Source organism: Marinobacter sp. EVN1 (assembly GCF_000475375.1).
Lineage (GTDB): Bacteria > Pseudomonadota > Gammaproteobacteria > Pseudomonadales > Oleiphilaceae > Marinobacter > Marinobacter nauticus.
This window is the reverse complement of record NZ_AXCB01000070.1, coordinates 715060-738833: the sequence shown is the minus strand read 5'-3', so window position 1 is coordinate 738833 and position 23774 is coordinate 715060. Positions and strand designations below refer to the sequence as shown.

The window sequence follows — 23774 nt, the reverse complement described above, 5'->3', positions numbered from 1 at the left end:
CTTATTCAGAGCCTCCTTAGACTCAATGACCGTTTGTGAAAATGCGGCATTCGAAATCGACGATGGTCGAGGGCACAGACTTTGGTTCGTAATAGAACCAGAGGAAGGGCTTCGTAAGGACGAGACATACATCCCTCCAGATAATGATATTGCGCGGAGGACGATCGGCTTATCTGTGGGAGATCAAATTGAGTGGGAGGGAAGCTCGTTTCCTTGGAAAGTGCTGGCCATTAAGCATAAATATCTGCACGCCTTACACCGGTCGATGGGAAATTACGAGCGACTTTTTCCGACGTCCAATGGTTTACGTCAAGTTGGGATTGACCTTGAAGAAAAAGAACCGTTCAAAGAGGTATTTCAGACTGTAAAACGCCGACATGATCATGTGAATCGGGTATACGAACTCCTTGATGAAAAATCGATTCCGATTCATGTAGCTGCCAGCGCGCTAAGTGCAGACATTATCGAGGTGCGCTACGGGCTGCAGACAGCCGGGCGAGGACACAAAGTATGCACTGGCACCGCTGCTGAGCGCACGCAAGCGTTTAAAGCCTTGGAGGAGAATCAGGGAAGGGGCTGCATAGTCGACGCACTTACTTTGAACATAATTCGCAGGCTTGCTATCGAAATAGTTGTTGAGTCCGTATGCGGTCCCATAGCCATTACCGGCTCGACGAGGGACGTTTATTGGAGCCGCCTAAAGCAAATGCAGGCGGAGACCGTCCCCTCCATGAGCATTCATTGGCAGGATGGGCATCTTGTTCGTCAGGAATTGGCGAAAGAGGAGTTGGATGAAATCATAAAAGTGAGGGAGGAAGACCTCGATTGGATAGACAATCACGCAGAGGTCATCCCAGCTGAGGGAACCAAAGATCCAACTGCCGACCTTCGTAGGTTAAATGAAGCCATCGGACAAAATTTTATCGATGACATGGTTGCAGCAGAAGGGAGCGGAAAGCTTTTGCTTTGCCAGGATCAGGCATACCGAGTCCTTGGGGAACAATCCCTTGGACTTAGAGGCGCCTGGCTGCAACCTGTTTTAATGGTCGCTCGGGAAAAGAAGTTGTTATCCGAGGATGAATACAACAAGGCTGTTGTGGCACTTTCTGACATCGGGGATCAATTCATTTCCATTGATGCTGGCAACCTAACGTGGGCTGCCCAGCGTGGAACAGATCTATTCGACCGAGTAGTTAAAAGACTCGGAGGTCCGGAAGCTGACATTAAATCTCACATCTATGTTGCAAATAATTTTCTTGGCACAGTCTGGTCAGAAGCGCCTGTATCTATCGAAACCCTCAAGCAAACCTCAACCCTGCTTGAGAGCTTACTGCGAGGCAGATCAGACTTCCAACGTATTGTTGCTTACCTAATTCGACTGTTTCAAATTCAGTATGGGCGGAATACGGAGCTAGAAAGTCACGTAATACTCTGGCTCAAGGGGCACTTCTTGATACCTTTCAAATAGATATGGCAAATCTAGACAAATCTTTAGTTTCGCTGATCTCAAGAGGCTATCGAATTAAGATGATCAAGAAATATACTCTTTGCCAACTTGTATCAAAGCACCAGCTAGAGATTCCTCCGGGGGCTCTTCGTATATCAAGGTGGTAGACGCTGAGACATGGCCAGCGATTTTTTGAGCGATTTTTACTGACTTCTTTTGCTCATGAATGATGTTCGTCATCAGAGTCCGACGGCCGCTATGGGAGCTAGCTCGTTCGATCCCAGCCCATCGCCGCTGCATGAGGGATAAGTGTTCCTGTAAGGTATTTGGGGAGTAGGGGCCTCCTTTTTGAGTTATGAAGAGGGGATCGCTCTTTTTAAGCGATGGATCTTTGGCTAGGCGGATTGAGAGGTATTCCTCTATGGCAGATCTCAATGCACCGTCAGTCATTGGAAGATCTCTGGATCTACCCCGATGTTTCTTCACTTCCGGATAGAAATCCTCAGGGTTAATCTCTGCACCAGCCTTCGCCATAGTTTCAATATGTCGTACAAGTTGGTCGAAATCGTGGACGCTGAAGCTAATCCGGCGCCTTTGATACGTGGATTTGGACCGCTTCAGTGCATCGGCACCTTTAGTGTAAGCCGCAGGCAACGCCAGGATTTCCTTCAGTCTGAAAGAGCGCTGACCAGAGTTTTCAGGGCCGAACTCGGCAACGTCCTTGATTTGGAGAAGCGCAATTTCCTGGACTCGTAGTCCGAGCTTGAAGCTGATCTGAACCAGCGCTGTGTTCTTTTCCGGGTAGCGATGCTCATGGATTACGTGCAAGAGGTGGGCGAACTGTTCGGGCGTGAGAACGCGTGCCTGGCCGGTTTTGCTCATCTTGGAAGCTCTTTGTAAAACGCTCGAATGCGAGGAGAGGGCAAAGATAAAATCCGTAATAATGTTATTTTAACGGATTTTGTGGTTCAGTGCGTAATATCTCAGTTCAACGGACAATCAGGGCTTCCAGATTCGTTATCGGCGGGGCCTCCAACGAGACCTTTCGGCGGTTGTGCCTTAATCTGGACGATCGCAATGTCATCCATAATCTCGGGCGGGATTTGCATGTTCCGCTGATCAGTGAAACGACTCTAGGCTTCATTCGTGGTCGCGATTGGTTTCTATTATTCCCGAAGATTCGCTGGGGACTAATTAGCTCAAAAATACTTTCCTTGATTAAGTCCGAGTTGGTCCAAGGAGTAGAGATGATGCCGACGTCCGGAAGCCGAACCGCGAAGCAGCCGACAACCCTCGAAAAAAGCCGACTACGCCAAATTTAGTGTTTTGTGTGGAAATTTAGCACTTTGTGTGGAGAAGTTTAGTACTTTGTGTGGACGTATATGCGGGGGGTTCCTTGTTGGCCGAATCGCCCAACAACGCCATACCGTACTGCGCATAATGTATATTATGTTAAATCATATATTCTGATGCATACCTTAGCACTTTATTGAAGCTGTCACTCCCACATCTTCGGTACGGACGTTGTGCGCATCCCTGCGTGCGCCAGCCAAACCTAAAAAACATAAATGAAGCCAACGCCTATTTCCGCCTCATAATCATTTCGAGTGATTGGGCTGTCGGATACATCACTCCCGAACGCTTCGTACAGAGCTTCTCCGAAGATCTGCCAGTTCTCGCCCAGGTAATTGCGGTAGCTGACATTAACGCCCGTCGATCTATACCCACTATCAACATCAGTTTCCGGCAGCCCCGAATCGATGGATTGTTGTGTGGTCACGCCAAAGTCCCGGTTTGCGAGCTTACTATCGTGGAAAGTCACGGCAGCACCCACTTCCCAACCAGTACCATCAGCCTGGCACGCCAAGCACGTTCCTGCGCCGAAAATTCCGAGCGTACCAATTTCTCCTGCAGATACGCGCCCATCTAAAAAGTAACGCCAGTCGTCTGTAAGCGCGTAACGTGCTTCCAGCAGTACTGCTACGCCGGAATCCGACTCACCTAAACCCTCGAGTCTTCCATCTTCAGAGTCACTCTCTTCCCGGCTTTCCTCATACCCTATAGATGTCTGAAATAACCAGGAATCCTTCACCAGCGTTCGCCACCCAACGGCTTCGCCGGCCCAGAAAAAGATATTTTTTCCGGTTCGCCACTGAACACCACCAGCTGGGTCGGCCTCAAACTCGAACTCATCCGAACCCTCGTAAGCGGTCTCATACTCAACGCTTACCCCAAGACCAAAGCCCCAGCCGTCACCATTGGTGAAATCGTCGATAGAAGGAAGTGGAACGAGAGGGACTCTATTCTCTGCCGCATTGACCACACAGAGAAACGTCAAAGCGCCAACAAAGGTGGCGACTTGAAGGGCTGCTTTCTTCATGGTTCTTCCTCTATCAAACAGTCATCGATATTACGACTTACGCATCACAATGGATGATTGTGCAGCGATCAAGAGGAAGAAGGCCCGGTTTGATTGGTTTTCGGCGTTACTGGTTTCCTTGGCGCTGATTCTGAAGCATTTGTTCCATCATCAACTGCATCTGGTCCATGCGTTGTTCCATGCGCTGCAGTCGCTGATCTTCGCTCATGGCCGGGTTGCCTTGCCGCATTCCCTGTCCGCTGTTGCCAGGCCCCTGATTCTTCATCTGGCCCTGACCGGGGTTTCGGTTACCCATGCCGGGGCCCTGGCCGTTCATTCCCATGCCTTGCCCCATCATTCCCGCGCCCTGGCCCATCATGCCTGGACCCATTCCGGACTCTCGCATTATCTGCAGGTGTTCCTGCATGTGCCCCATATGTTCCTGCCGCAGGCGTTGGCGTTCTTCTCTGGTTGTCGCATTCTGCATCTGCTGCATGGTCTGGTTCATTCGATCCATGTTCTGCTGCATTTGCTGAATCCGTTCCTGGTTCATCATTCCTGCCTGACTGCCCTGCCCGGATCCACTCTGGGCAAAGGTAGCGAGTGGCAGCGAAATCAGGCTGGCGCAGACCAGTGTTCTCAAGCTATGTTTCATGACTTTCTCTCCCCGTTGTGACCTTCCCATCAATAACAGAAAGAGCGAAGGCCCTTTTGATGTGCGTCAGATTTGAGTATAGCCAGTGCCCAGTAGTTTACTAACCTTGGAGGCTGCGACTAATGGGTTTAGAATCGCTGCCTTATCTCCCCCGGTGTTCAGGGTTCCAAAATGCCGATTCTTGAAGTTGTTCTGATTGCTGTTGCCATTTTGGCGCTGCTCGGCGTCATCTTTGAAGAAGTCATTCACGTCAACAAGGCGAAAACCACACTGTTCTTTGGTACGTTCAGCTGGGTTCTCCTGTTTCTGTTCAGTTCCGGTGTAGACGAAACCGCTGCAGTTTCTTCTGGCCTTTCGGAGAGCATTGCCGAGATCGCCGGGTTATGGCTGTTTCTGGTGGCGGCGATGACATTTGTGGCCTACCTGAACAAGAAAGGTATGATCGAAAACATGATCTACCTGATCATGCCTCGTCAGGTCACCGAGCGGCGATTACTGTTTCTGACCGGTCTGTTCTGCTTCGTATTTTCTTCCCTGGCCGATAACATCACAGCAACGCTGGTTTCCTGCTCTCTGATTCTCTCTTTAAACCTGGATCTTAAGAAGCGTTTGCAATTCATTGTTTTGGTTGTGTTTGCAGTGAACTCCGGTGGCGTTTCACTGATCACCGGCGATGTCACCACGCTGATGATCTTCCTGGCAGACAAAGTGGAAATCTTGACGCTGCTGACACTGGCCATTCCCGCTTCAATCACGGTGTTTTTGCTGGCCGTGCTTCTTTCAGGGGGGCTGTCCGGCACCGTTACCCTGAAAGCCAGTTCCAATGAAGTCCGAGCCGTGGACGCGGTAATCGCGGGCCTGTTTCTGGTTACAATCATTGCCACCATTACTGGCAACGCGTTATTCAGTATTCCTCCGGTGCTGACCTTCCTTTTTGGTCTTTCCATCATGTTCCTGGTGTCCCGCTTCATGAGCGACGACTCGGATCTGGACCCGATTCTCGAATACATCCGGGTTATCGAGTTTGAAACCCTGCTGTTCTTCCTAGGGATCCTGCTTCTGGTGGGTATGCTAAAGGAAATTCATGCTCTGGATTCACTGGTGGCAATCTATGATGTCATGCCGCCGATTTACGCCAACTATCTGATGGGCATTTTCTCCGCGGTCATCGATAACGTGCCTTTAACGGCCGCACTGCTGAAGTCCGGTATCGACATGAGCCCCGGGGAATGGATGGGGCTAACCTATGCCGTTGGCGTCGGCGGTTCGTTGCTGGTAATCGGTTCTGCGGCGGGAATTGTAGCCATGAGCAAAATTGAGGGGCTTACTTTCGCGGCGTACCTGAAGTACGCGTTACACCTTCTGGCCGCGTACACAGTGGGCTATGCCGGGGTCATTCTGCTTGGCTCTGTGATGAACGGCTAAAGTCGAAAGCCTGCGAGGTCCCGCCCCGCAGGCATTGGTTATCTCATCGTCAGAAGTTGACCTGAACGCCCAGGCCGATGCCGTCTACGGTAATATCATCGTCATCGTAGTAACGCATGTATTCGAGGTTGCCTGACAGGTTCTTGGCGAACTTCACATTCAGGCCAGCACCGTACGAGAAATCGGAATCATCGTCTTCCACTGAGCCTGCCTCTGCTTCAATACGAGTGAAACCGAAAACAGCGTAGGGTGTTACCGGGCTCTCGTTCACCACGTTCACCGTGCCGTAACCACCGAAGAAGTTGTCGATTTTAACGTCAACGCCGGCAATCCGATCGTCATCCACACCAAAGCCCGCTCGGGCCTCAACACCGAAATAGTCCGTGGCCATAACGCCGACCTTGCCAGACAAGGTGCCGGTGTCGGCTTCTGCCAGGCCATCGAAATCGGTTTCCATGAAGGTGTAATTCAGGCCGGCGTAGAGCCCGCCAACACCGGATTTATACATATCCTGGGCAGAAGCAAGCCCAGCCAGGGCCAGCCCGGCGAAGGCAGTTGATGCAACAAGAACCTTTCTTGTGGTATTCATAGTCTTTCTCCCTGTTCATACAGGCCTTCACGGCCTGACAGTAAACGTGCATCAGTCCGACGATTCCCGCCATAGGTGCGTTCCGTATTTACCCATTTTTTACGCCGATTTAATTCCGGGTTAATACTTCTGTCCGGGGCCTGTTTCCTTGCGGTTAAGCAAGCCCGCGGGTATGCTGACGCCGTCTTTTTGTCAGCTGGCTTGAGCGTGCCTTGAGAAACCTAGCCCCTGTCGTCTTCATTGTCAGCGTCATGTTTATACTTCTGAGTGTTTTCATGACGTTACCGGTACTGCTGTTGGCTGCCACCCCTTCCGGTGCACCCAATGCCATCGCGTTTGCCGAATCGGCGGCTATTGTTTGCGTGCTTGGTGTTCTGGGGCTGTTGCTGACCTACCGTGAACCCCGCGAACTGAAACCTCGCTATATGTTCGTGCTCACGGTCTCCAGCTGGTTTGTCATTGCCCTTCTCTCTGCCCTTCCCTTTTACCTGAGCGATAACGACATCTCGGCGGCAGATGCGTTTTTTGAAGGCACCTCTGGCATCACCACCACGGGGGCTACCGTGTTCACCGGCCTGGACACGATGGACAAGGATCTGCTGCTCTGGCGCTCGATCCTTCAATGGCTGGGCGGTATCGGGATTATCGGCATGTTCGTTGCCGTACTGCCTTTCCTGCGGGTAGGCGGGATGCGACTGTTCGCAACCGAATCGTCTGAGTGGACAGAAAAGGCGCTGCCACGTATGAAAACCCTCAGCCGGGGCCTGCTGTTGGTGTATCTGGTGTTTTCCGTGGTTGCGGTTGTCACCTACTGGCTGTCCGGTATGTCTCTGTTTGACGCGTTCAACCATGGCCTGACCAGCATCGCCACGGGCGGTTTTTCAACCTCAGATTTGTCTATGGGCAAGTTCAGCGATCTTATCCTGCTGGAAGCCACCTTTTTCATGATCATCGGCAGCCTGCCGTTCTTCCTGTTTGTGCGTGAAATGCACGGCCAGCATGGGGTTCTGTTCCGTGATCAGCAGGTTCGCCTGTTCCTGGGAATACTGTTCGCGGTGCCGGCCATGCTCACGCTCTATCGCTGGTGGGTTTCCCCGGTACCCTTCGACCCGATTCACAATTACGCAGCCACGCTTTTTAACGTGACTTCCGTTGTTACTACCACGGGCTATGCGTCTGAAGACTACTCCGCTTGGGGCCCTCTGGCCTTTGTGGTGTTTTTCTTCCTTATGTTTGTGGGCGGTTGTTCGGGTTCAACGGCCGGCGGCATGAAAATCTTCCGTTTCCAGCTATCACTGATCATTCTCCGGGAGCAATTGATGCGGCTGCTGCACCCGCGGGCTGTTTTTACCCGTAACTACAACGGGCGTGCCGTCAGCGACGAAATCATTTCCTCGATGATTGCCTATACCTTCATCTTCTTGTTGTGTCTGCTGGTGATCACCGTGTTGCTGGCGTCTCTGCAGCTCGACTTTGTCACTGCCCTTTCAGGCGCCCTCACCTCGCTGACCAACGTTGGACCTGGCCTTGGCGATATCATTGGCCCCGCCGGCAACTTCTCGCCCCTGCCTGATGCCGCCAAGTGGATTCTGTCCGTAGGCATGTTGATGGGTCGACTGGAAATTCTCAGTGTGGTGATTGTTCTTTCGCCCGGCTTCTGGCGTGGCTGATCAGCGCAGCCATAGAATGTGAGCGTCTTCCAGTGGCAGGTTCAGCCTTGGCTCGTAACTGCGAATGCGAGGTGTGTAATGTTCACGGGGGCGTGCTGGCACAGAGCAGTAATAACGGTAAGTTTGTTCGGCCTCCGGTAGCGGCCCGGTAAGCTCCATAGTCTGCACCAGGCGTGCACCAAACTCTGAGGCCTCCGCCACCAGTTCAACGGCAACCAGCTCCGGGCTCAGGCCATCCAGATACACATCCAGGTCAACACGCAGTTCTTGTGCTTCCTCCCGGGCGTCCATTGCACCAAACCTCAGGCGAGGCCAGTGTCGGGCTATGGTTTCCTTCACTGAAACAAGTTTGCCGGCCCCTTCCGCGGTGCGCTCAGCGCCCTGGGCTACCATGGGCAGATAGAATTCCGTGACATACTCCCGCACCATGCGGTTGGCTGAGTATTGAGCGGTTAATTCGTTCATGCTTGCTCGGATTCTCGCCAGCCAGTTGGCCGGTAATCCCTGTTCATTGCGCTGGTAGAACTCAGGTACAACCTGATTTTCCAGCAACTGATAGAGTTCTTCGGCATCCGCTTCGTCGTGTTTGTCAGTCTGGCTCAACTCCTCAAAGGTGGCGCCCGGCCGAATGGCCCACCCCAGCTCCGGCTGCCAGGCTTCGGCCCACCAGCCATCGTATTGCGACAGGTTCAAACCACCATTTACCAGCACCTTCATGCCGCTGGTACCGCAGGCTTCCCAGGGATGGCGCGGGCAATTCAGCCACACATCCACGCCCTGAATAAGTTCACTGGCAACGGCCATATCGTAGTCTTCAATGAACACCACGCGCCCTTCCACCTCTGGCAGCCGTGTAAACTGCTTCCAACGCTTGATGATGGCCTTGCCTTCGCTGTCGTGGGGGTGGGCCTTGCCTGCTAATACAATCTGCAGGGGCCGGTCCCGGTTGCTGAGGAGCCGAATCAGTCGTTCCGGATCTGTCAGCAGCAAGTCCGGGCGTTTGTAATCGGTAAAGCGGCGGGCAAAACCCAGGGTCAGGGATTCGGTATCCAGCAGTAAGCCACAGGCCGCTTCCCGGCTGTTGCCGTAGTTGTGTTCACAGTGCTGGCTGTGCAGTCGCGCGCGCAGGTAATAAACCAACCGGTGCCGCTGGTTTCTGCGCATCTGCCACAGATCGTGGTCCCTGGTATCTCGCAGTGGGCACAGGTCCGTCATGGGTTGCCGCCAGCGGTCCTGGCCGCAGGCCGACGTCCATAATTCGTCCGCTTCCGGAGAGTCCCAGCTTGGAGTGTGTACGCCGTTCGTTACGTATTCCGCCGGTACATCGGCGGAAGGCCAGCGCCCGAACCAGGGCTGGAAAATCGATTGAGTAACCTGTTTGTGAATCTGGCTGACACCGTTGAAACGACTACTCATACCCAGTGCGAGGCCAGACATGTTCAGGTCGCTTGTGCCACCATTGGCAACGTTCAGTATCGTTTCCAGGGAGTGGTTGATTTCCTTCAGCCAGGGTTCCAGATACAAACGGGCGAGTTTCGCCGGGAACCGGTCAAAGCCGGCAGCTACCGATGTGTGAGTAGTGAACAGATTGGTAGAGCGGGTTGCCAGCCGGGCCACCTCAAAGCTGGTCTGGTTCTGGCGCTGCCAGTGTACGGCACGCTCAACCAGCGCCAACGCACTGTGGCCTTCGTTGATATGGCACAGAGCAGGTTCGCGCCCCAACAGTTCCAGCAGGCGCCAGCCCCCGATTCCCAGTACCATTTCCTGTTGCAGGCGTTTTTCCGGATCACCGCTGTAGAGTTCACTGGTGATACCCCTGTCTCCGGGCTCATTGCGCGGGTCATTACTGTCAAGCAGCAACAATTCACAGCGCCCCACCTGGCCTTTCCAGGCTCTCAGGCGAACCGCGCGGCCGGGAAATGGCACGCTTACCCTCGCCCATTCTCCGGCGCTGTCCCGTAACGGGGTAACTGGCAGCATGGTAGGGTCGTTATAGGGGTGAAATTCCAGCTGTTCGCCCTCGGCATTCAAGGCCTGGCGGAAATAACCCTGTTGATAGAGCAAACCCACGGCGGTGACAGGTACGCCAAGGTCGCTGGAAGCTTTGAGGAAGTCTCCGGCCAGCACGCCCAGGCCACCGCTGTATAGCGGCAGGGATTCTGACACCCCGTACTCCATGCAGAACCAGGCGACGCCGCCGGCCAGCTGGTTGTTACAATTTTCGGAATACCAGGTCGGGCACTGGTTGAATGCCTCATGGCGGTTCAGCTGCTGCTGGTATTGGGTCAGAAATTCCGGGTCTTCAGCCAGTTGTTGCAGTCGTTCTGCCGAGGCGCTGTTCAACACCAGCCAGGCATTATGCGTTGCCTCCCAGATCTCTTCATCCAGCTGTCGCCACAACTGATCACATCCATGGTGCCAGCTCCACTGCAAATCCAATGCAATGGCCATCAGCCCTGACAGCTGTGCTGGCAGGGCCCTCATGGTATACGCGGCCAGAGTCATGGGGCGTCAGCCGTTAATGCGCGGTATAACCGCCGTCGATAACCAGTTCGCTCCCGGTCATGAATTTGGATTCATCGGATGCGAGGAAGACGATGCCCCAGGCAATGTCGTCTGGCTCGCCCATATGGCCGAGAGGATGCAGTGCGGCGGTCGCCTTTTTGGCTGATTCAAGATCCTGGCCGGTGGTTTTCAAATGGTGCTCAACCATCGGGGTCCAGATAAAGCCGGGGTGAACGGAATTCACCCGTATGTTGTCCGGGGCGTAAATCATCGCATCGGTCTTCGTCATTAGCCGGACGGCACCCTTCGACGCGTGGTAAGGCGGCACGTCTGGTGCACTGACCAAGCCATAAATGGACGACAGGTTGATGATGCTGCCACTACCGGCCTTTTTCATGTGAGGGATGGCGTGTTTGGTGCAGAAAAACACCCCTTTTACGTTAACAGCCTGTACCTTGTCCCATTCTTCTTCGGTCACTTCATGGGTCGGCTTGTTGGCGCCGGAAATACCGGCATTGCTAACCACGACGTTCAGCGATCCGAAGTGTCCCGCCACTCCGTCCAGGGCGGATTTTACCTGCTGTTCATTGGTCACATCGCAATGCCAGTAACCAACCTTATAGCCTTTGTCGCTGAGAGATTTGGCGAGCGCCTCGCCTTCGCTATCCAGGCAATCAAGAATGCCGACTGCGGCGCCCTCTTCTGCCATTCGCTCCACTGTCGCCTTACCAATGCCCAGTGCGCCCCCGGTTACTGCAGCTACCTTTCCTTCGAGTCGTGCCATCCCAGTTTTCCTTTCCAGAGTGAGTGTTTCTTGGAGTTGTTATCAATGCGTGTGTTCGCGAAAACGCCCCGCCAGGAAATCAGTCGAAGCCTGTTCCTGCAAGCAAGCAACCAATTCGGCAATGGTCAGTCCATCGTTGTCGACACCTTCAAAATCCACACCTAGTCCGCTATCGTCAGTGCGCACAACGTGGGCGCTCAGAGTGCAATGGCCTTTTGTGGACCGCTCCGGAAAGCGGAACGCCAGTTCAATCGTCTGGTTCAGCCGCACATCCGAATAATCGGTGGCTATAAACAGTCCACGTCTGGATGCGTCCCGGATCATGCCTGTTGCTACTGGCATGCCGCGTTTGTAGACCAGAATGGGCAACCCGCCTTCTACCCGTTGGCTTAGCCGATGTTCCATGCCGTTTCCTCCTGTCAGCTCGCCGAGTGGATATTGCTACTTTTCCACTTTACACCTGATCAAATAGTGATCATCTTGATTCTGATCAAGAGGGTGACCACTCGGCTATCGACCGTATAAATTCACAATAGTTCGCAGCCCCGGTATGTCGATCCTGGCTCGATAATCCTCGGGCAAGGTCCATATCCAGTTCCCCTGAATCGTGCCGGGCGTGTTGAAGCGCGCCTCTGAGCCCAGGCCCAGAAGATCCTGTATTGGCACGATCACCAGTCGTGATACCGACCCCATGGCAGCCTGTATCACAGGCCATGGCAGATCCGGGCTGTTAATCCTCAGGTACCGGTTAACATGCTCCCTCGTTCGTTCATCCAGACTCTGATACCAGCCCAGCGTGGTGTCGTTGTCGTGGGTGCCGGTATAGACCAGATCCCATTCCTTGTGGTTATGCAAAAGATGGGGGTTGGTGGCGCTGCCATCAAAACCGAACTGCATCACCGTCATACCCGGCAGCCGGAAGCGGTGTCGGAGGGCCTCCACATCCTCTCCAATAATGCCCAGGTTTTCGGCAACCAGCGGCAAACGGGGCAAGGCCCGGAAGCAGGTTTCCAGGAAATCATCAGCCGGGCCCGGTACCCAGTAGCCGTGGGCCGGGCGCGGGTTGTCCGCCGGAATCTCCCAATACGCCTGCAGCCCCCGGAAATGATCAATTCTCAGCAAATCAAACCGTTCCTGCTGGCTTGCCAAGCGCTGCACCCACCAACGGTATCCATCCTCCGCCATTCGCTGCCAGTCGAATAGTGGGTTCCCCCAGTGCTGACCCTCCGGCGAGAAATAATCCGGTGGCACTCCGGCAATCACCCTTGGCTTGCCCTCACTATCCAGCTTGTAGAGATGGGGCGCCGCCCAGACATCGGCGCTGTCGTGGGCCACAAAAATGGGAATGTCGCCAAACAGCCAGATTCCCCGCTCGGCCGCATAATGGCGCAATGCTGTCCATTGTTCGAAAAACAGGTACTGCTCCAGGCATACCCGTTCCAGTGTACTTTGGTGGGATTCTCTCAGGGCTTCCAGGGCGGTCGGCTTGTGATCCCGCAGGTCGTCGGGCCAGTCCAGCCAGTTCACGCCTGGAAACGCCTCTCTGGCAGTCATGAACAGGGCGAAATCATCCAGCCATTGATGGTGTTGCAGAAAATCCTGATAGGCCTGTGGATTGAAGATTTCAGACTCACGATAACGGCCGGCATGGAATCGCTGGCTGGCATGTTCCAGGGCCTCGGTACGGGTGAACGTAGCGAGCTCCTGACTATCAAGCAGCCCGGGCGCCACCAGTTCCGCCAGATCGATCAGTACCGGACTGCCCGCATGGGCCGAGAGCGACTGATACGGTGACAGGTCTGCATGGGTGGGGCCCAACGGCAGGGTTTGCCACACAGTGATGCCCGCCTCAGCAAGTAAATCAACGAACTGCCTGGCGGCGGCGCCGAGCTTGCCAGAAGTACCGGGTAATGCGGTGGGGTGCAGCAATACACCGGCACGGCGCCGTGCTAAAACCGGATTAGGTGGCATATCCACAGTCATGAACCGGCCTCATGTCCCGGCCGCATGGCACCGCCCTTGGCGGGCTCCCCACCACCCTGGCTCAGGGGCTGGAACAGGCTGGACGGCGCCGTGTAGCCAATACGTTCATACAGATTGGCCAGGTGCCGCCGATACAGCTGCTCAAAATCCCGAACCACAGACGCCGGGTTGTAATCGCCAAACCACCAGAACCAGTCCGAGCCTTCACACAAACCGAGTTGGTGTGTGGCCGCCGTTTTCTGGTCGGTGCTGAGGGAGCCATTATCCATTGCCCGGTCAAAATGCTGCTTGGCCTCACACAGCAAATCCCAGGCGCGGTTTTTGTCGAGGTCGCCAATCCAGGTGGAAAACGTTCCATAAATCCAGCTTCCGGCCACCAGTTCCGGGAGTTGCACTGGCTCTGTGTAATGCTCGTCCTGAAGCGTCGAATAAGTGGTCAGCCGAAGTTTCGGGTGTTTCTCGAGTACCCGGTAAAGCTCATCGAGAAAATGGAAGCCGTTCTCCGGGTAGTACTCCCAGGCGTTCTCGCCGTCCAGAATCACCGAGATCACGGGTTTCTTGCCTTCTCTGGCAATGTTTTCCATGTGGTGTACCAGGTCGCCCACCGCATCCCTGGCGTGCCAGTCGGCATAGGTGAAGCCGATCAGATCCGACAAACCATCGTCCCGGAAAAAGGCTGTTACATTGCTATCGTTAAATCGGTAAGGCTGATGGATGCCGGCGCCATCCGGCAAGGTCTTGTTCGCCCTGGCTTTATTGATGCTGTTGTTAATGACGGAATCGCCGGAAGCAGTCCAGCCAAAGCCCTGCTCGCCAAGCAACACCAGTGTGGCCTGGCTCAACCCGCCTTCAGAGGCCCAGCAACCCGCCGGTTCGGTGCCAAAAAATCGCTTGAAAGAGCGCCTGCCCTCGGCCAGATGCCACATGGCCCGCTCTTTCCCGCCAGGATAGTGGCTATGCTCCGGAAGCGCGATGTCTGGCATCGCCTCTCTGGCAGAGCCGAAATCCAGCAACAAGGGCACGATGGGATGGGCCCAGGGGCTCATGGCCAGCTCCACCTGCCCGGTATGCGCGAGGTGCCGATAGCGCGGGCCAATGCTGGCCATCAATTCTGCGATCACGTCCAGCAATGCCTTGCGATCGTCCAGTGTGTACTGATGGGCCTTCTCCTGAAGGCTTTGCACTACACCATGTTTGCGTCGCACGGTTTCCGCCATCCAGCCCAGGTGATACCACACTAGCAGATCCGCCAGGTACTGGGTGGACAGATAACGCTGAATGTCTGGCCGGGTTCGGTAAAGATCGGCCACTTCCGCCAACCGGGCATAGGCGGGAAAACGTTTGATAATGCGTTCGGCATTGGCTCTCAGGCACTTTTCCATCAAATCCAGGAATGCCGGTGAGCCGGGTTCCGGCAGTGCCGGATTAACCAGAGCCGCAAGCAGAGGATCGCCGATGGTTTGCCCACCATGACGCCATCGCTCAATGTGGTAAAGATAGGTCTCAATCTGCTCCAGTAGCACCGGCGCGAAGTTCACCACCGCCCTGGCATCCGGGTGGGCTTCCAGGTGCGCGGCCATGTCCACGTAATCCTTGATACAGTGAAGGTAGACCCAGGGGAACAGAAACTGCCCGTTGCTGTGATCCTGATAATCCGGCTGGTGCATGTGCCAGCACAGCACTACCGGTGTGCGGTTGTCAGAGGCCATGGGGATAATCCTGCCCGAGCATCTCGGGAGTGATCAGCACAACACCTTTCGGTGAAACGTGGAAGCGCTTCTCGTCTGCGTCCCGGTCAAAGCCAACCCGGGTGCCTTCCGGAATTCGGCAGCCGCGATCAATCACCGCTTTGCGAATGTGGCAATCACGCCCAATGTCCACATCCGGGAAGATCACCGAGTCCTCCACTTCACTGAAAGAATGTACCCGAACCTGGGAAAACAACAGCGAGTGGCGAACGTGAGCGCCAGAAACGATGCAGCCGCCGGCCACCATGGAATCAACGGCCGTGCCACGGCGGTTGTCATCGTCAAACACGAACTTGGCCGGGGGCAACTGTTCCTGATAGGTCCAGATCGGCCAGTCTGAATCGTACAGATTCAGTTCAGGGCTGATGCCGATCAGCTCCAGATTGGCCTGCCACAGAGAGTCGATGGTTCCGACATCGCGCCAGTAAGCTACTTTATTGTTGATCGGATCCCGGAACGGGAAAGCGGCAACCCGAAGACGCTTGATCACCGAGGGAATAATATCCTTACCAAAATCATGAGAGGAATTGCCGTCCATCTTGTGATCCCGCAACAGCTCATCAAACAGAACCGCTGTGCTGAACACGTAAATTCCCATCGACACCAGCGCTGTCCCCGGTTTACCCGGCATGGCCTTGGGGTGGGCCGGCTTTTCCTCGAATTCGGTAATGCGTAAATCTTCATCCACAGACATCACCCCGAACGCCGAAGCTTCTTCAATGGGCACCTCAATACAGCCCACGGTGATATCCGCCTCCTGCTCCACATGGGCGGCCAGCATGGTGCCGTAATCCATTTTGTAGACATGGTCACCGGCCAGAATCAGCACGTACTCCGGCTGGTGGCTGCGAATAATGTCCAGGTTTTGCAGCACAGCGTCCGCTGTGCCCTCGTACCAGGAGGTTTCAATGCGCTGCTGGGCGGGTAGCAGTTCCACAAATTCATCCAGCTCGCCCCGCAGGAATCCCCAGCCCCGTTGAATGTGGCGGATCAGCGAATGGGATTTGTACTGGGTGATCACCCCCACCTGGCCAATGCCGGAGTTGATGCAGTTGGACAGCGGGAAATCGATGATCCTGAATTTTCCCCCGAAGGGAACGGCGGGCTTTGCCCGCCATTTAGTGAGATCGTGAAGCCGGGAACCCCTGCCACCGGCCAGCACCAGGGCCAGGGTTTGACGTGTAAGACGACTGACGAAACGCTTGGCGGTTTGCATAGCAGCTTCCCTGTTTAAACCGGATACGCGCCGACACAAATTTGACGTTTGTTCTTTCAGAAAAACACTATCATTGAATTATGACGTACAATTGTCTTAGGTCATATTTTGTACAAACGCAAAAACGATTGATGGTCTAACCTCTGGTTTCCACTTTTGTTCAGGAATCTGTGGTCTATGGAAAGCCCCGCCCTGAGTGAGTTCGACCTGCACCTGTTTGCTGAAGGCAGGCATTGGCACATTTACAACGTGCTGGGTGCCCATCTTGTAAATCACCGAGGAACCGAAGGTGCCCGTTTTGCCGTGTGGGCGCCCAATGCCCGGGCAGTAAGCGTGATCGGCGACTTCAACAACTGGGACAGCAGCCGCCATGCCATGGCGGTTAACAACGGGTATGGTGTCTGGTCCCTATTCATTCCGGGGGTAAAAGCTGGCCATCTATACAAATTTGCCATCACAACCCGAAACGGCCACCACATCACCAAAACCGATCCCTATGGGCAGGCTTTTGAGCACCGGCCTTCCAATGCCGCAGTGGTTACCGAGCGGGGACACTACGCCTGGGGCGACGGCGATTGGCTGGAGCGCAGAAATCGGTTCGACTGGCAGCAGAGCCCGATTTCTGTCTATGAGGTGCATCCGGGCTCCTGGCGACATCACGGTTCCGGGCGCTGGCTGACCTATCGGGAACTGGCCGATCAGTTGGTGCCCTATGTGCTGGAAACCGGCTTTACACATATCGAGCTACTCCCGATTACCGAACACCCGCTGGATGAATCCTGGGGCTATCAGACCACCGGCTATTACGCCCCCACCAGTCGTTATGGCAGCCCGGATGATCTTCGATATCTGGTCGACCTGTGTCATCAGAACAACATCGGCGTGATTCTCGATTGGGTGCCGGGGCATTTCCCCGACGACGACTTCGCCCTCGCCGAATTTGATGGGACGGCACTCTATGAACATGAAGATCCCCGCCGCGGGCGGCACCAGGATTGGGGCACACTCATCTACAACTACGGTCGCCACGAAGTCCGGAACTTTCTCATAGGCAGTGCGCTTTTCTGGCTGGATACCTTTCACATGGACGGACTACGGGTGGATGCCGTCGCCTCCATGCTGTACCTGAACTACTCCCGCAATGAGGGTGAATGGCTGCCGAACGAACATGGCGGCCATGAGAATCTGGAGGCGATCCGTTTCCTCCAGGATCTGAACCGGGTATGCCAGAGCCGGTTTCCCGGTGTACTGATGATGGCGGAAGAGTCCACGTCCTGGCCCAGGGTGACCCGACCTCCGGAAATTGGCGGTCTCGGCTTCAACCTGAAATGGAACATGGGATGGATGCACGACACCCTGCATTACCTGCAGCAGGACCCGGTGTATCGCCAGTATCACCACGACAAGCTCACCTTTGGATTGCTCTACGCTTTTTCGGAAAATTTCGTGCTGCCGCTATCCCACGACGAAGTCGTACACGGCAAATCCAGCCTGATTCAGAAAATGCCGGGAGACGACTGGCAGCAGAGGGCCTCGCTGCGCCTGCTGTTCAGCTACATGTTCGCCTACCCCGGCGCGAAACTGCTGTTCATGGGGGGTGAATTCGGCCAGCGCCAGGAGTGGAGCGAACGCCGTGAGCTGGACTGGTATCTATTGCAATACCCGGAGCACCAGGGGCTGCGAAAACTGATCCAGGACCTTAACGGCCTCTATCGGCTATACCCGGCCCTGCATCGAAAAAGCTTTACCGGTGAAGGATTCGAGTGGATTGACTGCCACGATTCCACCCAATCCGTAATCAGCTTTCTACGGAGTGCCGGCTCACCGGAGCATGGGCCGCTGGTGGTTGTTGCCAACTTTACACCCGTGCCCAGGCATCATTACCGTATTGGCCTGCCTGCCGGAGGCAACTGGCAGGAAGTATTTAATTCAGACTCCACCTGGTATGGCGGCAGCAACCTCGGTAACCCCCTGCCCTTGCAAGCTGAGCCCACACCCTGGATGGCTCGGCCGTGCTCCGTGGAGTTAACACTCCCGCCCCTGGGCCTGGTTATGCTGAGGCCCGCGCCATGACCCGGGTACTGTTTGCTACCAGTGAAGTTTTTCCTCTCGTGAAAACCGGGGGGCTGGCGGATGTTTCTGCCAGCCTTCCTGAAGCACTCTGCCGTCTGGGCTACGACTGTCAGGTGCTGCTGCCCGGCTATCCTGCTGCACTGAAGGCAGCGCGAGAGGGTGGCGCCCGCAGGAAAACCCGGTTCCGGTATGGTCAGTATGATGTCTCCCTGTGGCAAACCCGTCTGCCGGGTACTGCGGTAACTCTGTGGTTGGTGGATTGCCCGGCTCTTTTCGATCGTGCTGGCGACAGCCCCTATCAGAATGAAAATGGCGAAGACTGGTGGGACAATGCTCACCGGTTTCACTTGTTCGGGCGAATTGGAGCTATGTTGGCACTTGGGCAACTGGGCCTGGCGTGGCGCCCGGACATCGTTCACTGCAACGACTGGCAATCCGCACTGATTCCGGTGTTTCTGGCGGACAGTCAGGATGCCCCGAAAACCGTGTTCACCATCCACAATCTTGCTTACCAGGGGCTGTTTTCCCACGAGACCTTTCGGGCCCTGGGCCTGCCCGATTCCCTGTGGCGCTACGAGTTCCTGGAATTTCACGGCCAGCTTTCCTTTATCAAAGGCGGACTGGTGTTTAGCGATGCCATCACCACTGTGAGCCCAAGCTACGCCGATGAAATCCAGACACCCTGGTTCGGTAATGGTCTGGACGGCTTGTTGCGCCACAAGTCCGCCAGGCTAAAGGGCATTCTCAATGGCATTGATACCCGCCAATGGAACCCGGAAGACGACCCGCACCTGGAGTTTCACTACGGCGCGGACTACCCCGCCAACAAATCTCAATGCCAGGCAAGGCTGCAGCAGGAACTCGGGCTGGAGGTTTGCGGGGCTCCATTGCTGGGGTTCGTCGGGCGCCTGGTGGAACAGAAAGGGCTGGACTGGCTGCTCGGGGTCATCAAGCCATTACTGGAACGAGGATGTCAGTTTGCCCTGCTCGGCTCCGGCGAACACCACTACCAGGAAAGCCTGAAAGCCATGGTTCGTGAATGGCCCGGGCAATGTTCACTCACGCTCGGTTACAACGAAGGCCTGGCACACCGGATAACCGCCGGGGCCGATATTTTCCTGATGCCTTCCCGGTTTGAACCCTGCGGCCTGAACCAGATGTACAGCCTGAGATACGGCACCGTACCTGTGGTGCACGGCGTCGGCGGCCTTAACGATACGGTGTTTGACCCCAATGAGGAAACACCGGAACAAGCCAATGGATTTGTGTTTCGTGAGGCGACGCCAGATGCATTACATGCCGCCATTACCCGTGCGCTGGAAGCGCGGGAGGACCGGAAAACCTGGCGCAAACTGCAGGAAAACGGCATGAAAGGCGACTATTCCTGGAAGAACCGGGCCGGCGAATACGCGGCCCTGTATCGGAACCTCATTGCCGGCAACGACCGGATACATGAAGACTGACACGGTGCCCCTGGCCCAAGGAGGTCATCACCATGCACACCGCAACTGAATTCCGGCTGGAAGCACGCCCCAGACTACCAGAAGCATTGGAGCGACTTGATACGCTTGCCAATGACCTGTTCTACAGCTGGGATCATGGCGTCCGCAGCCTGTTCGCGCGGATTGATCTCCGTCTCTGGCAAAAAGTGGAGCACAACCCGAAACTGTTCCTGCGACGGGTGGCCCAGGCCCGGCTCGATCAGGCATCGGAAGACCGCGCCTTTCTCGCCGAATACCGGCGAGTATTGTCCGCTTACGACGCTTATCTTGAATCCCAACCCGGCACCGAAGTGCTGGAGGCACTGAATCCTGAAGATAGCCTTGTGGCCTACTTTTGCGCCGAGTTCGGGTTTCACGAGAGTTTCCCGATCTACTCCGGAGGCCTTGGCATACTGGCTGGTGACCATTGCAAGGCGGCCAGTGACCTGGGGCTGCCCTTTGTCGCCGTTGGGCTACTGTATCAGCAGGGCTATTTCATTCAGACCATTGATGCCCAGGGGCACCAGATTGCCCGTTATCAGTGCCATTCCAGCGATGAACTGCCAATCACGCCGGTAGAGGTAGATGGCAAGGCACTGACCGTCTCTGTGCCCTTCCCGGGGCGCGAAGTGCATGCACGGGTTTGGCTGGCCCGGGTCGGGCATATCTCGCTCTACTTGCTGGATGCCAACACCGGTGAAAACAACAATGAGGACCGAGAGCTGACACTCCAGCTTTATGGCGGCGACTCCGCCACCCGCATCAGCCAGGAAATGTTGCTTGGCATTGGTGGCACGCGGGTTCTGGCCGCCCTGGGTGTTCAGCCTACGGTGTGGCATATCAACGAGGGCCACGCAGCCTTCCAGATACTGGAACGGTGCCGTATGGCCATGACCGAAGGGCTGTCTTTTGGTGCCGCCCTCGAGTCGGTAGCCGGATGCACCTTGTTTACCACCCATACTCCGGTGCCGGCGGGCCATGATATCTTCCCCCGCGACCTGGTGGAGCACTTCCTGTCGCCTTTCCTGGACCACTCCGGGCTGGAATTCGATGCCGTTTTCGGGCTGGGCAGCAAAAACGGTGATCAAAGCTTCAACATGACGAGTCTCGGCCTTCGGGGCTCCCGGTTTCATAACGGCGTAAGCCGGATTCATGGCGGTGTAGCCGCTCGGATGGAAGGCGATATCTGGCCACAGATACCGGCGGCCGAGAACCCTCTTGGCTACATTACCAATGGTGTTCATGTACCAACTTTCCTGGCGCCGGAATGGGCAAGTCTGTTCGATATCCAGGCGCCAACCTGGAAAAGTGAACTGAGAAACCCGACATTCTGGCAGTTCATCGACAAGATCCCGGACTACCATTACTGGAGCGTTCACAAGGCCCTGAAACAGCAGATGGCCGAGTTCATCGTGCGGCGCCTGAAACGCCAGCACAAGCGCAATGGCACGGGCCATTCAGTGACTGAGCGGATGGCCCGCAAGCTGGTATCGCCGGAAAATGACGCGCTGGTGGTCGGCTTCGCCCGCCGCTTTGCTACCTACAAGCGAGCTACGCTGATCTTCTCCGATCTGCCCCGCCTGGAACGGCTGCTCACCAATCCGGAGCAACCGGTTGTGCTGGTATTTGCCGGCAAGGCCCATCCCCAGGACAAACCCGGGCAACAGCTGATCAAGGTCATACACGACCTCTCCATGCAGTCCAACCTGATGGGGCACATTATTCTGTTGGAGGATTATGATCAGGCCATGGCGCGCCGGCTGCTGAGCGGAGTTGATGTCTGGCTGAATACCCCGGAATACCCCAAGGAAGCCAGCGGCACCTCTGGTGAGAAAGCAGCCGTTAATGGTGCCCTGAACCTGAGCGTGCTGGACGGCTGGTGGGGTGAAGGCTACGACGAAACCAATGGCTGGGCGATTACGCCGCGCGACACCGAACTGGATGTAGAATTTCGCAACCGCGAGGAAGCCCGGGACCTGTTGGACCTGCTGGAGCGGGAAGTGATTCCGCTCTATTACAACCGAGCCTCACAGGGCTACTCCCAGGGCTGGGTAAGCCGTTCCAAAGCGTCCATGAAAACCATTACGCCCCGGTTCAATGCCCAGCGTATGGTGATGGACTATGTTCGCAACTATTATCAGCCAGCCACCCGGCAGGGCGCGCGGTTGAGAGACAACAATGCCGCACTGGCGCAGGAGCTGGCAGAGTGGAAAGCCCGGGTGCACGAGGCCTGGAACGGCGTGTCCATCCATGTGGACGGCTGCGTGTCAGATCGCTGTCACTGGGATGAATCCGTGGAGCTGAAAGTATCGGTGGCGCTGAATGGTCTGGCGCCCGATGATGTACGGGTGGAATGCCTGGTCGAGCCTGAGTGCACCGGCACTCACACTGGCCCCGGGCCCGACGCATTTGTGCTGGAAGCCAGCGGAGAGAAAGACGGTAAGACCCTGTTCAAAACCCGGATCCAGCCACCCTACCCGGGGTTACAAACACTGCGATTGCGCATCTACCCGCACCACAAGGCGCTAACCCACCCGCTGGAGATGGGGGCCATGCTCTGGGCATGACACCTAGTCGGTAGTCGGGTTCAGCGGTTGCTCGTTGTTATTCGCGGCCAGTGCATTGACCACCGGATTGGCATACATATCCAGCAAATAAGGGCGGATCGCCGGGTCGCAGGCTTCCAGCCGGCGTTCCATTTCTGCTGTGGCGGCTTCCATGTCGGCCGGAGACCAGGTCTCGGCGGTCACCACGCTCTCGCTGACACTGCCCGGGGTTTCATGGGTATCCGGGTGAACCCCCCGCATCTGGTACGCCACCAGATTGGAGGCGTGCAGGTGGTAATTGGCGTGCATTTCATGGTCAATGCGAGCGGCCAGTGTTTTCGGGTTGTCGGGTGAATCGGCAATCGGGGCGCCGAAATGCACATGAACGTGGCCTTTGTAACCGGTCAGGCCTTTGACAATCTGGTCCGTGTCTTCGCCTTCGGTCTTCTGGTAGGCGCCGGTCCGGGCCCGCACTTCCAGTTCTCTGGCTTTGTCGGCATCGCAGGGGTCGTACTCGTAGGCAATGGATACCGGCACAATGTGAAGGCGATTCATGGCCTCATCGAACGCCAGGCCAGATTTTTTCCGGCTCATGTAGAACATCTTGATGATGGCCGGGTCCGTGGCATCAATGCCGTCTTTCGCGCGGCCTTCGCGCTGGGCAATCCAGATGCTGTGGTTGGTATCGATGCTGTGATTGATGAAACCGGATAGCGTGAGATAGGCATCACGCATTTCCCTTGGGCTGGTCATGTTACGGCGCACCACAAAACTCTTGTTCAGCCGCATCATTTCCGCAAACACCCGATTGGAGAGCAGGTTGTCGCCGATCGCAATCCGGGTTGTGTGGAAACCGTTCTGAAACAACAGGTAGTTGACCACCATCGGGTCAAAAACAATGTCCCGGTGATTGGAAATAAACAGATGGGCGCTGTTCTTGCTGAGATTTTCCAGGCCGCTGTGGGTGACACGGGTGGTGGTATTCTCCACCAGTTCCCCGACGTATTGCGACACGCCGGCCTGCATATCATCCACCCGGGTGTAATGCCCGAAATGGCCGACCAGCCAGCGGCGAATGAACATCCTCAGAACGCCCGGCGCCCATTTTGCGAGGGTTGGCGACTTGAATCGCCCTACCATATCCAGGAATTCCCGGTCGTTAACCAACCTCTGGACGGTTGGCGCGGTTTCTTCATCCGAATAGGGACGGATTGCGTCAAATTCCTGCATGCAAGCCCTGTTGTTGTTCGCAGCGTTGATCACAGTGTACGAAAGGGGCGCTATTGTATCCTT

At 55.7% G+C, this 23774-nt stretch carries 17 protein-coding genes; 6 read left to right on the top strand and 11 right to left on the bottom strand.

Annotation, left to right across the window (positions count from 1 at the left end):
* Positions 1-1468 (top strand): PIN domain-containing protein (locus Q674_RS41265; protein ID WP_161629377.1); only part of this gene is annotated, 1468 nt, incomplete at its 5' end.
* Positions 1469-1531: 63 nt separating this feature from the next.
* Here the strand turns inward: Q674_RS41265 and Q674_RS40620 are convergent.
* The 3 genes from Q674_RS40620 to Q674_RS40610 all read right to left on the bottom strand — a co-directional run bounded on the left by Q674_RS40620 (position 1532) and on the right by Q674_RS40610 (position 4461).
* Positions 1532-2329: a site-specific integrase gene (locus tag Q674_RS40620; protein WP_023010212.1), complete on the bottom strand. Its 798-nt coding sequence runs from the start codon at positions 2327-2329 to the stop codon at positions 1532-1534.
* Between the two features lie 673 nt (positions 2330-3002).
* A complete protein-coding gene (locus Q674_RS40615) occupies positions 3003-3827 on the bottom strand; it encodes a MipA/OmpV family protein (RefSeq protein WP_023010211.1) in 825 nt (274 codons plus the stop codon).
* Positions 3828-3933: 106 nt separating this feature from the next.
* Positions 3934-4461: a hypothetical protein gene (locus Q674_RS40610; protein WP_051993064.1), complete on the bottom strand. Its 528-nt coding sequence runs from the start codon at positions 4459-4461 to the stop codon at positions 3934-3936.
* Positions 4462-4632: 171 nt separating this feature from the next.
* Here Q674_RS40610 and nhaD point away from each other — a divergent pair, with 171 nt between their 5' ends.
* Positions 4633-5886: a sodium:proton antiporter NhaD gene (nhaD, locus tag Q674_RS40605; protein WP_023010209.1), complete on the top strand. Its 1254-nt coding sequence runs from the start codon at positions 4633-4635 to the stop codon at positions 5884-5886.
* Positions 5887-5935: 49 nt separating this feature from the next.
* Here nhaD and Q674_RS40600 read toward each other — a convergent pair whose 3' ends face one another.
* Complete coding sequence (locus Q674_RS40600) at positions 5936-6475, bottom strand: porin family protein (protein ID WP_014421480.1); 540 nt, start codon at positions 6473-6475, stop codon at positions 5936-5938.
* A gap of 251 nt (positions 6476-6726) precedes the next feature.
* Between Q674_RS40600 and Q674_RS40595 the strand changes: the two genes are divergently transcribed.
* Entirely contained in the window at positions 6727-8145 is a 1419-nt protein-coding gene (locus Q674_RS40595) for a TrkH family potassium uptake protein (RefSeq protein WP_011784915.1), read from the top strand.
* Here the strand turns inward: Q674_RS40595 and glgP (Q674_RS40590) are convergent, their stop codons facing one another.
* The 6 genes from glgP (Q674_RS40590) to glgC form a co-directional block, all read right to left on the bottom strand.
* Complete coding sequence (gene glgP, locus Q674_RS40590) at positions 8146-10650, bottom strand: alpha-glucan family phosphorylase (protein ID WP_023010208.1); 2505 nt, start codon at positions 10648-10650, stop codon at positions 8146-8148.
* A gap of 13 nt (positions 10651-10663) precedes the next feature.
* Positions 10664-11434 (bottom strand): SDR family NAD(P)-dependent oxidoreductase, encoded by a 771-nt coding sequence (locus Q674_RS40585; protein ID WP_023010207.1) that lies wholly within the window; start codon positions 11432-11434, stop codon positions 10664-10666.
* A gap of 42 nt (positions 11435-11476) precedes the next feature.
* Complete coding sequence (locus Q674_RS40580) at positions 11477-11839, bottom strand: PilZ domain-containing protein (protein WP_023010206.1); 363 nt, start codon at positions 11837-11839, stop codon at positions 11477-11479.
* A 105-nt stretch (positions 11840-11944) separates the two neighbouring features.
* Positions 11945-13417 (bottom strand): 4-alpha-glucanotransferase, encoded by a 1473-nt coding sequence (malQ, locus tag Q674_RS40575; RefSeq protein ID WP_023010205.1) that lies wholly within the window; start codon positions 13415-13417, stop codon positions 11945-11947.
* The gene (locus Q674_RS40570; protein ID WP_023010204.1) at positions 13414-15126 is read right to left on the bottom strand and encodes a glycoside hydrolase family 57 protein; all 1713 of its coding nucleotides are present in this window, start codon (positions 15124-15126) and stop codon (positions 13414-13416) included. The genes malQ and Q674_RS40570 overlap by 4 nt, the downstream gene beginning before the upstream one ends.
* Positions 15116-16381, bottom strand: coding sequence for a glucose-1-phosphate adenylyltransferase (gene glgC, locus Q674_RS40565; protein WP_023010203.1), 1266 nt, complete (start codon positions 16379-16381; stop codon positions 15116-15118). Before glgC ends, Q674_RS40570 begins: the two co-directional genes overlap by 11 nt.
* 177 nt (positions 16382-16558) lie before the next feature.
* Here glgC and glgB point away from each other — a divergent pair, with 177 nt between their 5' ends.
* From glgB to glgP (Q674_RS40550), 3 genes are read left to right on the top strand one after another with little or no spacing between them, the layout of a single operon-like run.
* The gene (gene glgB, locus Q674_RS40560; protein WP_023010202.1) at positions 16559-18454 is read left to right on the top strand and encodes a 1,4-alpha-glucan branching protein GlgB; all 1896 of its coding nucleotides are present in this window, start codon (positions 16559-16561) and stop codon (positions 18452-18454) included.
* Positions 18451-19917 (top strand): glycogen synthase GlgA, encoded by a 1467-nt coding sequence (gene glgA, locus Q674_RS40555; protein ID WP_023010201.1) that lies wholly within the window; start codon positions 18451-18453, stop codon positions 19915-19917. The genes glgB and glgA overlap by 4 nt, the downstream gene beginning before the upstream one ends.
* 32 nt (positions 19918-19949) lie before the next feature.
* Positions 19950-22502: an alpha-glucan family phosphorylase gene (glgP, locus tag Q674_RS40550; protein ID WP_023010200.1), complete on the top strand. Its 2553-nt coding sequence runs from the start codon at positions 19950-19952 to the stop codon at positions 22500-22502.
* Between the two features lie 3 nt (positions 22503-22505).
* Here the strand turns inward: glgP (Q674_RS40550) and Q674_RS40545 are convergent, their stop codons facing one another.
* Positions 22506-23711 carry a 1-acyl-sn-glycerol-3-phosphate acyltransferase gene (locus tag Q674_RS40545; RefSeq protein WP_023010199.1) on the bottom strand — a complete coding sequence of 402 codons (1206 nt, stop codon included), beginning with the start codon at positions 23709-23711 and terminating at the stop codon, positions 22506-22508.
* Between the last annotated feature and the right edge of the window lie 63 nt (positions 23712-23774).

Bases quoted from the DNA above. Each gene is read 5' to 3' on its own strand.
- malQ (WP_023010205.1), bottom strand. From the start codon at position 13,417: ATGACTGTGGATATGCCACCTAATCCGGTTTTAGCACGGCGCCGTGCC.
- glgB (WP_023010202.1), top strand. From the start codon at position 16,559: ATGGAAAGCCCCGCCCTGAGTGAGTTCGACCTGCACCTGTTTGCTGAA.
- Q674_RS40545 (WP_023010199.1), bottom strand. From the start codon at position 23,711: ATGCAGGAATTTGACGCAATCCGTCCCTATTCGGATGAAGAAACCGCG.
- Q674_RS40600 (WP_014421480.1), bottom strand. From the start codon at position 6,475: ATGAATACCACAAGAAAGGTTCTTGTTGCATCAACTGCCTTCGCCGGG.
- glgP (WP_023010200.1), top strand. From the start codon at position 19,950: ATGCACACCGCAACTGAATTCCGGCTGGAAGCACGCCCCAGACTACCA.
- glgP (WP_023010208.1), bottom strand. From the start codon at position 10,650: ATGACTCTGGCCGCGTATACCATGAGGGCCCTGCCAGCACAGCTGTCA.
- Q674_RS40580 (WP_023010206.1), bottom strand. From the start codon at position 11,839: ATGGAACATCGGCTAAGCCAACGGGTAGAAGGCGGGTTGCCCATTCTG.
- nhaD (WP_023010209.1), top strand. From the start codon at position 4,633: ATGCCGATTCTTGAAGTTGTTCTGATTGCTGTTGCCATTTTGGCGCTG.
- glgA (WP_023010201.1), top strand. From the start codon at position 18,451: ATGACCCGGGTACTGTTTGCTACCAGTGAAGTTTTTCCTCTCGTGAAA.
- Q674_RS40620 (WP_023010212.1), bottom strand. From the start codon at position 2,329: ATGAGCAAAACCGGCCAGGCACGCGTTCTCACGCCCGAACAGTTCGCC.
- Q674_RS40585 (WP_023010207.1), bottom strand. From the start codon at position 11,434: ATGGCACGACTCGAAGGAAAGGTAGCTGCAGTAACCGGGGGCGCACTG.
- Q674_RS40595 (WP_011784915.1), top strand. From the start codon at position 6,727: ATGTTTATACTTCTGAGTGTTTTCATGACGTTACCGGTACTGCTGTTG.
- glgC (WP_023010203.1), bottom strand. From the start codon at position 16,381: ATGCAAACCGCCAAGCGTTTCGTCAGTCGTCTTACACGTCAAACCCTG.
- Q674_RS40610 (WP_051993064.1), bottom strand. From the start codon at position 4,461: ATGAAACATAGCTTGAGAACACTGGTCTGCGCCAGCCTGATTTCGCTG.
- Q674_RS40570 (WP_023010204.1), bottom strand. From the start codon at position 15,126: ATGGCCTCTGACAACCGCACACCGGTAGTGCTGTGCTGGCACATGCAC.
- Q674_RS40615 (WP_023010211.1), bottom strand. From the start codon at position 3,827: ATGAAGAAAGCAGCCCTTCAAGTCGCCACCTTTGTTGGCGCTTTGACG.